The organism is Sphingomonas sp. IC-11 (assembly GCF_021043365.1).
GTDB lineage: Bacteria > Pseudomonadota > Alphaproteobacteria > Sphingomonadales > Sphingomonadaceae > Sphingomonas.
Genome location: NZ_JAJNDU010000001.1, coordinates 707,998 through 720,900, shown reverse-complemented (window position 1 = coordinate 720,900; position 12,903 = coordinate 707,998). Strand labels below are relative to the sequence as shown.

Annotated in this window: 21 protein-coding genes, 1 tRNA gene and 1 other RNA gene; 14 read left to right on the top strand and 9 right to left on the bottom strand. The window is 64.0% G+C overall.

From position 1 onward, the window contains the following. Positions 1-79 precede the first annotated feature (79 nt). The 3 genes from moaA to LQ954_RS03460 all read left to right on the top strand — a co-directional run bounded on the left by moaA (position 80) and on the right by LQ954_RS03460 (position 2,004). Positions 80-1,087: a GTP 3',8-cyclase MoaA gene (moaA, locus tag LQ954_RS03470; protein ID WP_231021966.1), complete on the top strand. Its 1,008-nt coding sequence runs from the start codon at positions 80-82 to the stop codon at positions 1,085-1,087. Next, a complete protein-coding gene (locus LQ954_RS03465; protein ID WP_227770839.1) occupies positions 1,084-1,863 on the top strand; it encodes an NAD kinase in 780 nt (259 codons plus the stop codon). The genes moaA and LQ954_RS03465 overlap by 4 nt, the downstream gene beginning before the upstream one ends. Positions 1,864-1,929: 66 nt before the next feature. Beyond that, positions 1,930-2,004 (top strand) — tRNA-Asn (locus LQ954_RS03460). Between the two features lie 304 nt (positions 2,005-2,308). Here LQ954_RS03460 and LQ954_RS03455 read toward each other — a convergent pair. From LQ954_RS03455 to LQ954_RS03445, 3 genes are all read right to left on the bottom strand, one after another. After that, positions 2,309-2,917 carry a superoxide dismutase gene (locus tag LQ954_RS03455; RefSeq protein WP_227770840.1) on the bottom strand — a complete coding sequence of 203 codons (609 nt, stop codon included), beginning with the start codon at positions 2,915-2,917 and terminating at the stop codon, positions 2,309-2,311. A 66-nt stretch (positions 2,918-2,983) separates the two neighbouring features. Then, complete coding sequence (pspF, locus tag LQ954_RS03450; protein ID WP_231021964.1) at positions 2,984-4,039, bottom strand: phage shock protein operon transcriptional activator; 1,056 nt, start codon at positions 4,037-4,039, stop codon at positions 2,984-2,986. 115 nt (positions 4,040-4,154) lie between these two features. After that, positions 4,155-4,307, bottom strand: coding sequence for a hypothetical protein (locus LQ954_RS03445; RefSeq protein WP_231021962.1), 153 nt, complete (start codon positions 4,305-4,307; stop codon positions 4,155-4,157). Here LQ954_RS03445 and LQ954_RS16090 point away from each other — a divergent pair. The 10 genes from LQ954_RS16090 (at position 4,306) to LQ954_RS03400 (ending at position 7,834) form a co-directional block, all read left to right on the top strand. Then, positions 4,306-4,437, top strand: a complete 132-nt coding sequence (locus tag LQ954_RS16090; RefSeq protein WP_265333985.1) for a hypothetical protein — start codon at positions 4,306-4,308, stop codon at positions 4,435-4,437. The genes LQ954_RS03445 and LQ954_RS16090 overlap by 2 nt on opposite strands. A gap of 79 nt (positions 4,438-4,516) precedes the next feature. Continuing rightward, entirely contained in the window at positions 4,517-5,185 is a 669-nt protein-coding gene (gene pspA / locus LQ954_RS03440; RefSeq protein ID WP_227770842.1) for a phage shock protein PspA, read from the top strand. A 1-nt stretch (position 5,186) separates the two neighbouring features. Next, positions 5,187-5,474, top strand: a complete 288-nt coding sequence (gene pspB, locus LQ954_RS03435) for an envelope stress response membrane protein PspB (RefSeq protein ID WP_227770843.1) — start codon at positions 5,187-5,189, stop codon at positions 5,472-5,474. Further along, positions 5,474-5,857, top strand: coding sequence for an envelope stress response membrane protein PspC (gene pspC, locus LQ954_RS03430; protein ID WP_227770844.1), 384 nt, complete (start codon positions 5,474-5,476; stop codon positions 5,855-5,857). Before pspB ends, pspC begins: the two co-directional genes overlap by 1 nt. Before the next feature lie 25 nt (positions 5,858-5,882). Beyond that, a complete protein-coding gene (locus LQ954_RS03425; protein WP_227770845.1) occupies positions 5,883-6,179 on the top strand; it encodes a hypothetical protein in 297 nt (98 codons plus the stop codon). A gap of 14 nt (positions 6,180-6,193) precedes the next feature. Next, positions 6,194-6,523 (top strand): hypothetical protein, encoded by a 330-nt coding sequence (locus tag LQ954_RS03420; RefSeq protein ID WP_227770846.1) that lies wholly within the window; start codon positions 6,194-6,196, stop codon positions 6,521-6,523. A gap of 11 nt (positions 6,524-6,534) precedes the next feature. Continuing rightward, positions 6,535-6,822: a hypothetical protein gene (locus LQ954_RS03415; RefSeq protein WP_227770847.1), complete on the top strand. Its 288-nt coding sequence runs from the start codon at positions 6,535-6,537 to the stop codon at positions 6,820-6,822. 26 nt (positions 6,823-6,848) lie between these two features. Further along, complete coding sequence (locus LQ954_RS03410) at positions 6,849-7,094, top strand: hypothetical protein (RefSeq protein WP_227770848.1); 246 nt, start codon at positions 6,849-6,851, stop codon at positions 7,092-7,094. A gap of 22 nt (positions 7,095-7,116) precedes the next feature. Beyond that, positions 7,117-7,356, top strand: coding sequence for a hypothetical protein (locus LQ954_RS03405; RefSeq protein WP_227770849.1), 240 nt, complete (start codon positions 7,117-7,119; stop codon positions 7,354-7,356). Positions 7,357-7,417: 61 nt separating this feature from the next. Then, positions 7,418-7,834 carry a SufE family protein gene (locus tag LQ954_RS03400; protein WP_231021959.1) on the top strand — a complete coding sequence of 139 codons (417 nt, stop codon included), beginning with the start codon at positions 7,418-7,420 and terminating at the stop codon, positions 7,832-7,834. A gap of 63 nt (positions 7,835-7,897) precedes the next feature. On the opposite strand, the gene bla is transcribed toward LQ954_RS03400, so the two are convergent. Next, positions 7,898-8,764 carry a subclass B3 metallo-beta-lactamase gene (gene bla, locus LQ954_RS03395; protein WP_443026599.1) on the bottom strand — a complete coding sequence of 289 codons (867 nt, stop codon included), beginning with the start codon at positions 8,762-8,764 and terminating at the stop codon, positions 7,898-7,900. 96 nt (positions 8,765-8,860) lie between these two features. Between bla and LQ954_RS03390 the strand changes: the two genes are divergently transcribed. Then, positions 8,861-9,730: a LysR family transcriptional regulator gene (locus LQ954_RS03390; protein ID WP_231021957.1), complete on the top strand. Its 870-nt coding sequence runs from the start codon at positions 8,861-8,863 to the stop codon at positions 9,728-9,730. Between the two features lie 95 nt (positions 9,731-9,825). Here LQ954_RS03390 and LQ954_RS03385 read toward each other — a convergent pair whose 3' ends face one another. From LQ954_RS03385 to LQ954_RS03365, 5 genes are all read right to left on the bottom strand, one after another. Further along, positions 9,826-10,116 (bottom strand): (2Fe-2S) ferredoxin domain-containing protein, encoded by a 291-nt coding sequence (locus LQ954_RS03385; protein ID WP_321576537.1) that lies wholly within the window; start codon positions 10,114-10,116, stop codon positions 9,826-9,828. Further along, positions 10,113-10,649, bottom strand: a complete 537-nt coding sequence (locus LQ954_RS03380; RefSeq protein WP_227770853.1) for a J domain-containing protein — start codon at positions 10,647-10,649, stop codon at positions 10,113-10,115. The genes LQ954_RS03385 and LQ954_RS03380 overlap by 4 nt, the downstream gene beginning before the upstream one ends. Before the next feature lie 40 nt (positions 10,650-10,689). Further along, positions 10,690-11,080, bottom strand: an RNA gene (gene rnpB, locus LQ954_RS03375) — RNase P RNA component class A. A 78-nt stretch (positions 11,081-11,158) separates the two neighbouring features. After that, positions 11,159-11,923 carry a phytanoyl-CoA dioxygenase family protein gene (locus tag LQ954_RS03370; RefSeq protein ID WP_330999934.1) on the bottom strand — a complete coding sequence of 255 codons (765 nt, stop codon included), beginning with the start codon at positions 11,921-11,923 and terminating at the stop codon, positions 11,159-11,161. Between the two features lie 244 nt (positions 11,924-12,167). Continuing rightward, positions 12,168-12,857, bottom strand: coding sequence for an N-acetylmuramoyl-L-alanine amidase (locus LQ954_RS03365; protein WP_227770854.1), 690 nt, complete (start codon positions 12,855-12,857; stop codon positions 12,168-12,170). Positions 12,858-12,903: the final 46 nt, after the last annotated feature.

The window sequence follows — 12,903 nt, the reverse complement described above, 5'->3', positions numbered from 1 at the left end:
ACCGTATGAGTGGCTCGGGCTGGCAGCAACTACGGACCTACCCTTGTCCCTGGGCTCTTCAGCGCCTAGCTGTTCCGTTATGGGAGTTACGCCCGCCGCCCCCGGCCTTGTCGACGGTTTCGGCCGGGCGATCCGCTATCTGCGCATTTCGGTCACGGATCGCTGCGATCTTCGCTGCCGGTATTGCATGGCGGAGAAGATGACGTTCCTGCCGCGCAGCAAGCTGCTCGCGCTGGAAGAGATCGCGATCATCGCCGAGCGCTTCATTGATTTTGGCGTGCGCAAGATCCGGTTGTCGGGCGGCGAGCCGCTCGTGCGCCGCGATGTGGTGGAACTCGTTCAGCGGCTCGGCAGTCATGTCGGCAATGGCTTGGACGAACTGACCATGACGACCAACGCCACTCGCCTCGCCGATCATGCAGAGGCGCTGGCAGATGCAGGCATAAGGCGCCTGAACATCAGCCTCGACAGCCGCGATCCCGCCTTGTTCCGGCATATCACCCGGCATGGCGATGTGGACCAGGTGCTTCAGGGAATTGCCGCCGCCAAGCGGGCCGGCTTGGCGGTGAAGATCAACATGGTCGCGCTGAAGGGCCTGAACGAAGATGAAATCGCCCCGATGCTCGACTGGTGCATCGGTGAGGGCCATGATCTGACGCTGATCGAAACCATGCCGCTGGGCGCGATTGACGAGGATCGCACGGACCGGTTCGTGCCGCTCACCGCCGTATTCGATCGCTTGTCGATGCAGTTCGACCTGGAACGCGATGGCGTCAGCACTGGCGGGCCGGCGCGCTACTGGCGGGTAAATGGCGGCAAGACTCGCCTCGGCCTGATCTCTCCGCTGACAGCGAATTTCTGTGACGGCTGCAATCGCGTGCGCCTTACCACCGAAGGACGACTGTACTCGTGCCTCGGGCATGACGATCAGGTCGATCTGAAGGCCGCCTTGCGCGACGGGGGCGTGGCTGCGCTGGACGATGCGATCCGGCTCGGCATCGCGGGCAAGCCGGCGCGGCACGACTTCCGCATCGAGCGCAACGCAGCGCCCGCGGTATCGCGGCACATGAGTGTAACAGGCGGATGAGTGATTATCAGCGGCGGGCGTTGGTCGCCTCGCCAACCGCCCAGGCCCAGGGCGCCCGCGCGATACTTGCCGATGCCTGGGACTGGTGCACGATCGACGAAGCCGATGTGGTGATCGCCCTCGGCGGTGACGGCTTCATGCTGCAGACGTTGCACACGCTTCTGGACACCAGGCGTGCCAACGTGCCGGTGTTCGGCATGAACCTGGGCACCGTCGGCTTCCTGATGAACGAGTGGCGCCAGCACGACCTGGAGGAGCGACTGTCGAACGCGCGCGCCTTCAAGGTGACGCCGCTGTTGATGACGGCAACGGGTATCGACGGCCGCATCCATACCATGCCGGCGATCAACGAAGTCTCGCTGTTGCGCGAGACCCGCCAGACGGCCAAGCTCGAGGTGCGGGTGAATGACCGCGTCGTGCTGGAAGAACTGGCCTGCGACGGCATCCTTGTTGCCACGCCGGCAGGGTCGACCGCCTATAATCTTTCGGCGCATGGCCCCATCTTGCCGCTCGGCTCGGCAATGATCGCGCTAACGCCGATCAGCGCCTTTCGCCCGCGTCGTTGGCGCGGCGCTATTCTGCCCGACAAGGCGCGCGTCAGCTTGCGCGTGCTCGATCCCGGCAAGCGGCCGGTGTCGGCAGTGGCGGACCAGCGTGAGATCCGCGACGTGGCTCAGGTCGACATCGCCATCGACCGCGCCCGCGAGCTGACGCTGCTGTTCGACCCCGAGCACGCGCTGGACGACCGGATCACCATGGAACAGTTCGTCGCCTGATTTTTTCTGCGCAAACGGGGGTTGCAAGCGCCGAGAATCCGGCTAAAGACGCGCCTCCCGCAGCGTTCCCTGATAGCTCAGCGGTAGAGCTCTCGACTGTTAATCGAGCGGCCGTAGGTTCGAATCCTACTCAGGGAGCCAGCGGGACCCTTTCCCGCGCGCCACGACGCCAGCGATGATCGGCTCTTCCGCTTTCGGACGGAAAAGAGCCGCAGCCTACCCCTGCAACGCACCGTCATCCTGAACTCGTTTCAGGGTCCGTACTTCCGCAAGCTACAGCCTCGCCCCTGAAGCAACCGATGCTGGCGCAAGTTCAGCATGACGTCGCTTCCTTCCCCAAGCCGGCGCAGGCGTACGCGCACACTGCCCATTTGCTCGCCACGAAAAAGGGGGCAGGCCCGCTCGGGCCCGCCCCCTTCTCTCCCGCGCAGGGCGGCAGACAAAATCAGGCAGCGTCGAAGCGACGGCCGGCCTCTTCCCAGTTCACCAGATCCCACCAAGCCTTCAGGTAGCCGGGGCGATCGTTCTTGTAGGTGAGGTAATAAGCGTGCTCCCACACGTCATTGCCCAGGATCGGCGTGCCCTTCTCCTTGGCATCGTCCATCAGCGGATTGTCCTGGTTCGGCGTCGAGGTGACCTTCAGCGCGCCTGACGAATCCTTGATGACCCAGGCCCAGCCGGAGCCGAACTGGCCCGCACCCTTGGTGTTGAAATCTTCCTTGAGCTTGTCGAGGCCGCCATAGGCATCGATCGCGTCCTTCAGCGCGCCGGTCGGCTGACCGCTCTTGGACGGGCTGGTCATGATCTTCCAGAAGAAGTCGTGGTTCCAATATCCACCGCCGTTGTTGCGCACGAGCGGCGGCAGCGACGAGATCATGCCCATGATCTCCTCGATCGACTTGCCCTCCAGCTTCGGATCGGCGGCCACGCCCTCGTTCAGCTTCGCGGTATAGGCTGCGTGATGCTTGTCGTGGTGGAAGGTCATCGTCTCCTTGGAGATAACCGGCTCGAGCGCGTCGTAGTCGTACGGCAGCGGCGGAAGTTCAAATGCCATGGAAATCCTCCTTTTCGGGGTTGCGCAAGGGAACGCGACGCCACCCAAATGGCTCCGCCCGCCTCGTTACGCAACCGCTCCGATCAGGTCATGGCGGCGAAGCGCGTGGCGAAGCTGGTCATAGCTGAGCCCCAAAGCGTCAGCGGTCGCGCGCTGATTGAACCGGTTCTCCGCCAGCGCGCGCGAAAGCAGCTCTTTTTCGAACAGGGCGACCCTGCTCTTGAAGTCGGATGGCCCAACGTCGCAGGCCGCCACCTCATCGCCGTCGCTGGTGGGCGCGGGCTGGGGTGGCCGCGGCATCGCGGGCGCCGGCTGCTGCTGCTGGGGCGCAGCGCTGTTGCCGGGGCGATAGGGTGACTGGAACGGATCAAACTCGATCGCCTCGATCGGTCCGTCGCGTTCCCAACGGTAGACGGCGCGCTCCACGACATTTCGCAACTCGCGCACGTTGCCGGGCCAGCGATATTCACGCAGCGCCTCCTGCGCCGCTGGTGAAAAGCCGTGCCAGCGTTCCCAGCCCATTTCCGCCGCCATCCGGCGTCCGAAGTGATCGGCCAGGATAAGGATGTCGCTCTTGCGCGCGCGAAGCGGCGGCAGCGTCACCACCTCGAACGACAGGCGATCCAGCAAGTCGGCACGAAATTCATTCCGATCGACCTTGTCGGGCAAATGCTCGTTGGTTGCCGCGACGATGCGCACATCAACACGTATCGGGCGCGACGCACCGATGCGCGTCACCTCACCATATTCGACCGCGCGCAGCAGCCGCTCCTGCGCGCCCATCGAAAGCGTGCCCAGCTCGTCGAGGAACAGCGTTCCCCCGTCCGCTTCCTCGAAGCGGCCCACCCGCGCCTTGGTCGCGCCGGTAAATGCGCCCGACTCGTGGCCGAACAGTTCCGCTTCGATCAGCGTCTCTGGCAAAGCGGCGCAGTTCATCACGACAAGCGGCTGGTCCCATCGCGGGCTAAGACGGTGCAGGCGCTCGGCCACCAGTTCCTTGCCGGTCCCGCGCTCCCCGATCACCAGTACTGGCCGGTCGAGTGCGGCCGCACGGCTGGCGCGCTCCAAGGCATCGAGGAATGCCCCTGACTGGCCGATTACCTGACTTGTCCGCTCTGCCATCGCCCGCCGCCCTGTTCACCCAAGCTTTGGCGCATCTCACCAATGCTTGGCAATACGTGTTTGACTCTTACAAATCACAGGCGCCCAATCGGGGCAGGTCACACGGCGAGCCCCATCATATTGATTTAACTGCACTATTCATTTTTCGCGCCGCAATCTGCGCCGCCGCGGTTAGCGCGACAACAATTGGCACGGCCCCTGCAAAGCAGTCGGCATAACCGCCGAGAGCGGTGAAAAAGACACCAGGTTCAGCAAGGAGATCCGCCATGACCCAGTTCGCAAACCTCGGCCGCAGCCTTGCCGCCATCGCCTTCGCCGTCGTGTTCAGCACCACCATGGTGATCGGCGCCGTCGGTCCGGCCGGGGGCGCGGCCCCCATCGTTCGCGCGGTGGCGTGAACGGCGCCGCCGGGGCGGGTCTTCCCTCGCTTCGCCCCGGCGGCAAGCCTATAAAAGGGCATCACCAGGAGTTTCGTTGATGGGCATCTTTTCCCGCACCCGCGACATCGTCGCCGCCAACATGGCAGAGCTGCTCGAAAAGGCAGAAGATCCAGCCAAGATGATCCGGATGATCATCCTGGAGATGGAAGAGACGCTCGTCGAGGTGCGCGCCTCCGCTGCACGGACGATCGCCGACATCAAGGAGATGCGGCGCCACATGAACAAGCTTTCGGAGATCGAGGCGAACTGGACAGAAAAGGCGGAACTCGCCTTGTCCAAGGATCGCGAAGATCTCGCCAAGGCAGCACTGATGGAGCGTCAGAAGGCGACGGACATGATCGAGCAGCTTCGCGCCGAAGTGGCGGTGCTCGACGACACGCTCCGCGGCTCCGAAGAGGACATCGCCAAGCTGCAGAACAAGCTGCGTGAGGCGCGCACCCGCCAGAACAACATCGCCACCCGGCTGGAGAGCGCCAACAACCGCTCCCGCCTGCGGGAGATGTGGAATGGCCCACGCACCCACGACGCCTTCAGCCGCTTCGAGATGCTGGAACGCAAGGTGGACGAGGCGGAGGGACGCGCCGACGCCCTTGGGCTGGGTGCCCTGCCCAAGAGCCTCGACGAGGAGATCGCCGAACTCAAGGCCGCCGACAAGATCGATGCCGAGCTGGCCGCGCTGAAGGCTCGCCTGAACAAGGACAATTGAGATGGAAGACGTGCTCGTACCAGTGTTCGTCGTGGGCATGCTCTTCATCGGGCTGCCCTGGCTGATCATGCACTATGTGACGAAGTGGAAGCAGGCGCCCGGCGCCATGACCACCGAGGACGAAGCGCTGCTCGATGAGCTTCACTCGCTGGCGAAGCGGTTGGAAGACCGGGTCAACACCGTGGAACGCATCGTCGCCGCGGACAATCCAGACTTCCGCCCGGGCATCGCCGACTACCGCTCGCAACCCGATTACCGGCTCGAAGACCGGAACCTGAGGAGGAACTGATGGCCGACAACAGCCGAACGAAATTCTACCTCAATCGGCAGGAGCGCAAGTGGAAGGGCGTCTGCGCCGGGATCGCCGACTATACCGGGATCGAGGTACTCTGGGTGCGGATCGCCATGATCCTCCTGACCCTCGCCGGCGGCTTCCCATGGACGCTGATCGCCTATCTCCTGATCGGATGGATGGCACAGGATCGCCCGGCAAACCTCTACGGATCGCCTGAGGACGCGAAGTTCTGGCAGGGCGTGCGCTCCAATCCGAAGCGCACCACGGCAGAGGTCCGCTCCAAGTTCCGGGAGCTCGACCGTCGCCTGGCCGACATCGAAACTCACTACACCAGCCGCAACACGCAACTGGCGGAAGAAATCGAGCGCCTGCGCTGAGCGCCAACGCCTGAGGAGACGGATGATGGATGTCGGAGGACCGTTCTTCGTGCTGGCGATCGTCCTGATCGCCACGGGAGCCTGGCTGATCAACAACTGGATCCGCGCCAAACACGGCTATTCGATCAGCGACGATTGGGGCCGCAACATCGGCAAGGATACACCGGAAGCGACCCGAAAGGTCGAGTTGCTGACGGGTGAGAACGAACGCCTCGCCGGCATGGTCAGCAGGCTGGAGGAACGCATCGCCGTCCTTGAGCGGATCGCCACCGACCCGGCCGTCCGCACCGCCCACGAAATCGATCAACTGCGCACCCGCTGAAAGGAGCGATTGCCATGACTGCGGCCGAAAAGATCCAGATGTTCTCCGCTCTCGCGCCGGTGATCGCCACCGTTGGCATCGCCGCGATGGTCGGCTGGGTTGCCACGACCTGGATGCGCATCCGCAATGGCTATCCTCTGGACGGCCAGTGGGGCCAGGCGCTCTACCCCAAGCGGGACGACGAGACGATCGAGCGGGTCAAGCTGCTGACTCAGGAGAACGGCCAGCTTCGCGCAGAGCTGGGCGCGATCAAGGACCGGCTCCAGAACGTGGAGCGGATCGTCACCGACAGCGGCCACATGGTGGCGCAGGAAATCGAGCAGCTGCGCACCCGCGCGAACTGAGGAGCGACATCATGCAGCCCTGGGTCTTTCTCACCTTCTTCATGATCGTTGTCGGATTGCCCGTGATCCTCGGGATCGGCAGCAACATGTTCCAGCGCTGGCTTAAGCACAAGGAACGCATGGCGGAGGCGCTCACCGCGCAGACGGCAGAAAAGGCGGCACAATATGCTGCTCACACCGAGCGGCTGGAGCAGCGGGTACGGGTGCTCGAACGGATCGTCACCGACAAGGGCATCTCCATCGCGGACCAGATCGAAAGCCTGCGTGATGTGCCGGCCATTTCCGACCGCCCGAACTGAAATCACCTGGATAAAGGAATAGCGTGATGCCCTGGTCTGTCGCCTTCATGGTGATCGCGATTGTCTTGATCACCGCAATCGCTCGCACCTCAAAGGAGAGATATCGTGCGATGGCTCGCTTGGATGAGGGGCAGCCGCCCGCCGAACTGATCGCGAACCGGGACGAGATCCGGCAGCTCAAGGAGCGCATTGCCGTCCTGGAGCGCGTCATCACCGACAATCACGGCAGCGTCGATCTGAGCCGTCAGATCGAGGAACTGCGCGGTCGCTAAGTCGAACAAGGGAGCAGACATCATGTCCGACCCGAGCTTCTACCTGATCATGGCAACAGCCGCTCTTGCGGGACTGGCGATGCTGATCTCGGCTAGCCTCGCCGGCTGGCGCGGCTGGCTCCGCCTGAAGGAGCAGGAACTCCGCCAGGACGCCGACGCCCGTACGCCTGCACCGACCAGCGCCAGCGCCCGCATCGAAATCGCAGACCTTCGCGAGCGCATCCGCAAGTTGGAGGCGATCGCAGCCGGGGTGGACCTTTGATCCTCCCCTCTGTGCTCCATCTGGTTGCCGCCTTCCCGGCGAGGGGCTAGTCGCAACAGCGATGCCAGAGCCCTCGCCCGATCTCGCCGATATCCGCGATGAATATGAGTTCCTCGACGCCGACGATCGTTATCGTCTCCTCATCGATCTCGGTCGCGCACTGGAGCCGATGCCGGACGCGCTGAAGACCGACGCGACGCTGGTGCGCGGCTGCTCCGCTTCCGTATGGGTCTATCCAACCCGCAGTGAGGACGGAACCCTTCACTTTCTCGCGGACAGCAACGCCGCCATCACCAAGGGCATCATCGCCTTGGTCCTGAAAACAGTGCAGGATCGTGCGCCCGCTGAGATTGCGGGAACGGATATCGCAGAAGCGCTTGCCCCGTTCGACCTCAAGAACCAGCTCAGTTCGAACCGGACCCAGGGCATTCCCAACATGATCACCCTGATCCGCGAGACAGCCGCCCGCTACCTCTAAGGCAGCCGCCGCGGGCCAGCGGTTCAGCAGCAGCCCGCGCTTCGGCAGGAATAATGCCCTGCCCTATTTCGCCCCTTCCTCCTGCAATCTTTTGGCCAGCGCGCGCTCCGACGCCTCTGCATAGGCCCGGCAAGCGCCAGGGGCGGTCAGAAACCGCTCCGTCGCGCCATTCTGATCGGCATGGGCGCTGATCAGGATATCGCAGGGGATCGTCCGCATCACTTGGTGGCTGTGCCGAAAAGCTGCCACCACAGTTTTGCCGGGGGCCGATGTGTACCGATAGCCGTCCGCCGAGACCGGGTTGAGGCTGGACGCGAAGACGACGCTCTTGCACTCGCCCGCATCGCATGATTGCCAACTCCAACTCATGCTTCCCGGCGTATGCCCCGGGGTGGCGACGGCCGTGACCCCCGTCCTGCCCAGCCGCAGCACCTCGCGATCGCGAATGACCCGTACCCTTTCCACGGCCGGAAAGCGGCCGTCATAACCAAGCTGCGGATCATCTTGAGCGAGGCGCCCGGTCCGCAGCCCTTGCGCCCCACGTTCGCTGGCGACGACCGTCGCGCCGGTGTCCCGCGCAAGCGCGGCGACCCCGCCGGCATGATCGAAGTGCGGCTCGGTACTAAGGATATATTTGATGTCGCGCGGGACAAAGCCGAGCGCTCGCACATTGGCGAGGATCGCCGGCACCGCCTGCGGCAAGGCACCGTCGATCAGGATCAGCCCTTCGCCAGTGTCGATCAGCGCAACGCTCAGCCCACCAAAGCCAACAAGATAAGTATTGCCGATCACTCGGACCGGCGGACGCGGCGCCAGCCATGTCGGCTCTCGCTCCACCGCCAGCGGCCGTGTCAACGGATCGTCCGCCTGTGGGGCGGCCGCCATACCGATGAGGGCAGCAGGCAGCAGAAAGGCGCATCGCCTGAACATGATCGCATCTCCTTTGGCCGCGATCATGTGCCGCGCGCTCCCATCCGACAAACGGTCATAGCTCGACACAGGCTTGAGAAAAATTGATGGTTGGTCATGGACCGGGCCCAATTACCGCTGAACGCCCTTCGCGCCTTTGAGGCGGCTGCGCGTCATCTCAACTTCACGCGCGCCGCGATCGAGCTTTGCGTCACGCCAAGCGCGGTGAGCCATCAGGTGACCCAGTTGGAGCGCAGGCTGTCCACTCGGCTGTTTGATCGGCTGCCGCGCGGCCTCGCCCTGACCGACGATGGCCACGCACTGGTGCCCGCCGTTGCAGAAGCCTTCGACAAAGTCGCGGCAACGCTCGATCGCTATGCGGACGGGCGATTTCAGCAGACGCTGAACATCGGCGTTGTCGGCACGTTCGCGACCGGTTGGCTGCTCGAGCGCCTGGATCGCTTCACCGACGCGCACCCGCACATCGATTGTCGCATCACGATCAACAACAACCGTGTGGATCTCGCCGGCGAGGCGCTGCATTTCGCCATCCGTTTCGGAGACGGGGCATGGCACGGAACCCATGCCGAGGCGCTGATGACGGCGCCGCTCACGCCGCTTTGCACGCCGTCTCTGGCGCGGCGACTACACTCGCCAGCAGACCTGACACGCGAGCGACTGCTCCGGTCCTATCGACCCAACGAATGGGCCGAGTGGTTCTCGGTCGCGGGAGTCGCGCCGCCACCGGCGCGCGGGGCGATGTTCGACAGCTCGGCTGTGATGGTAGCCGCGGCGACCTCCGGGCTGGGCGTTGCACTTGCGCCGTCGATCATGTTCGGCCGGGAATTGGCGTCGGAACGGCTGGTGCAGCCGTTTGCGATCGAGGTCGATGCGGGCCGGTACTGGCTCACGCGCCTCCACTCGCGCAAACCCGATCCGGCGATGCGATCTTTTCGTGATTGGCTGCTCGCCGAAGCCAGCGCGTGAAGAGGCGGACTGCGCCGGCTGCCCCGGGGCCGGCTTCGTTCGGTCCACGCCGAAGCCGTGTTTTCCCGGCTCGCTCGGCTCGACTTGCCCGACGTTCAGGAAAAGCGCGTTGCCAGGTCGGCCACGTCGGAAGCGGCGGGCACCACGAGCCATTCGTGCGGGCGGCGCGTATCAACCACCGTCACTGCATTCTTGGGGCAAAGGCCAAGGCATTTCACCTCCACCACGCCGATGTCCGCCTTTCGACCCTTGCCGAAACCCGGCTCGCGCCGCAGCGCCTTGGCCAGTCGGTCGCGCCCCTTCGGCCCAAAGCCGCCATCAACCTTCTTCGAACATTTTGCGCAAACCAGCACCGCACCGCGCCAATGCGCCCTGGCCTGCTTCACGCGGGCTTCCACGTCCGCCGATCTTCGGCCGCGCGCAGCACTTCATATGCTGCCTGGATCGCCTGAAAGCGCTTGGCGGCATCCTTGTCGCCCGGCCGCACATCGGGATGATTGGTCTTCGCCAGACGTCGCCAAGCCAGTCTGACATCATCGAACGTGGCGTCGGTCTCCAGCTCCAGAACCTCGAGCGCGCGCATCTCGTCACGCGACCGGCTGCCGTCGCCGGACCCGGCCCAGCTCTGGTAACGTGATTGTTCGTAGCCCGACGCATCGCGCCGTTCGGCCTGCTCACGCGCCGCAGCTTCTTCGGCGTTCAGCCCCTCGAAATAGTTCCAGCCGCGATTGTATTCGGCGGCATGCGTCTGACAGAAATACCACCGTTCCGGGCTGTTGGGCGATTTGGGCGCGGGACAGTCGCCCGGCTCATTGCAACCATGCCGGTCGCACAGCCGTACCTTGGTCGCCTCGCGCGCTGAGCCATATTCGCGCCAGCGGGGAAAGCCCCAGTCGTTGGATCGGGAAGAACGCGCCATCCCCCGCCATTTAGCGATTGAGGCGCCAAGGTTAAAGGCAAACACCAGAGGGCCTGTAAGCCGGGTTCTGTCCACCCTTACGGGATGGGCGACCATTCCTCTCGGCGCGCCGTTGCCGACGCGCTCCAGCAACCAACCCGGGCAGCAGGTGGGAACACACCCCGGGGATCAAAGTCCCCATGCCGCCCCTATTCGGTCTTGCTCCCGGTGGGGTTTGCCATGCCGCCGCCGTTACCGGAAGCGCGGTGCGCTTTTACCGCACCCTTTCACCCTTGCCCGGCCGAAGCCTTCATCCGAAGATTGGGCGGTCTGCTCTCTGTGGCACTTTCCCTGGGGTCACCCCCGGCGGGCGTTACCCGCCACCGTTGTTCCATGGAGCCCGGACTTTCCTCGGCGTGCGCATGGCACGACGCGGCCGCCCGGCCCTCTGGTGTGCGCCGGCTGTAGCGCGCCCACGGGGGAATGCAATCGCGGTGTCCTCGGCAACTGAGCGGATGACCCCGGCTGAGCTAACCGCGCAAGCGGCCGGGAGCGAGACCGATCAGCTGCTTGAACTTCAGCCGCACCGCCCCGAAACGCGCGAACTGGATGATCCAGACCTTTCGGGTTTCCAACGTCACATTGGGCCCGGCGTAGTGAAGCGTCTGAGGCGTGTGGATGGTCAGCCCACCCCGCTGCACAGGGCAAACCACTGCCCCTGCCGGTTCTGTCTCGGCCGCTTGAAACCCCTTCTCACCCGTTCGCCGCGTAAACTGACCATGTGTTCGCAGAAGCGCGCGGTGGCTGCCTGGTTCGAAATGCATGCAGCCGTTCTCGGCCGTGGCATCCTGCAAGGGAACCCAGAAATGAAGGGCGGTCGCGTCGCCGGCAAATCTCGGTTTCGAATAGGCCGCGTCCTGATGCCAGGGAGTAGCCGTTCGGCTATTCGGCAACTTGTAGATCAGATGATCGAAGCGCCGCGATACCTGGCCGCCTAGCGCCTTTGCCATTTGCCGGCATTTCCGGAACACCCCGGTGTCCAGCAATCCCGGCTGCAGACAGGACGCATATTCCAGCTCGGGCTGTCGCCACCCCCCATCGTGCGCATTCCCTTCGGCGCCTTCCAAGGGCGCCATATCGCCCATGAATTGCTGCAGCCGGCGTTGCTGGTGGACTGGCAAGGTGCCGCCCAGGAGAAGGTCGGCAAGCCGTTCGACCTCGCCTAGTTCCTCCGGCGTGAATACGTGGTCGAACACCACAAACCCATCGCGCTCGAGCGCGTCTCGTCCTGACACGAATCGCGATAATGACGGCTCGCGTCGCTCGGACACCGTCGCTCCAATCTTCTTGAGTCAGAGCAACTGACAGCATGTCGCCGGTCTGCCGACCAATACGTGGCAGTGACAGACCGTGCATCAACTCAGGTGAGCAGGCGAACAGAAGAGCGGGATCTTCGGCAGATCGTTCCTGCGCTCGACCCCAGATCCGCCCCTCACGGCAGCAGCTGCCTCAATCGTCTCCGCTTGAACTGCCGAAAGTTCAATCATCCCCCTGCGGCCTAGGCAGCAGCAGCGCCAGAAGGATCATGCGGCACTCGGCATCGATTTCGCCGTCGATTAGCTCGGGCCTGAAGCGCCGCTGAAAGGCGATGATCGCCGCCATCTTGTCGCTCACGTCATAGCCGAAGCGTTCGAGCGCCAGCAGGAACGCAGCCTCTCCCCACATGGGGTCCATCAGGTTCTTGGTCGGCCGCGGCAATGCCAGCCGCAACCGTGCCAGCTTCCCCCAGGGGAACAGCTCGCCCGGATCGCGCTTACGTGCCGGTGCGACGTCCGAATGCGCGACAATGTTGCCGCGGGTGATTTCGTACCGGTCCTTGATTTCATGCACCAGGCGGATCACCGCGTCGATCTGCACGTCCGGGAACGGGCGATAGCCAAACTCATGACCGGGATTGACGATCTCGATCCCGATAGAGGCGGAATTCACATCCTCGATGTCGCGCCAGTGTGACTTGCCGGCATGCCAGGCCCGCTTGTCCTCCGGCACCAGCCGCGTGACGGTTCCGTCCTCGTCGACCAGATAGTGCGCGGAAACCTTCGCTTCCGGGTCACGAAGCCGGGCCAGCGCCGAGGCCCCGTCCACCATGCCGGTGTAATGAAGCACGATCATCGTGATCGGCAGCATACGATCATCAAAATTCGGCGATGGCGCCTCAACTGGCGTCATGATTACTCCTGCGGCCCCGCGATAGGATGCGCGACCCTAGCATCCC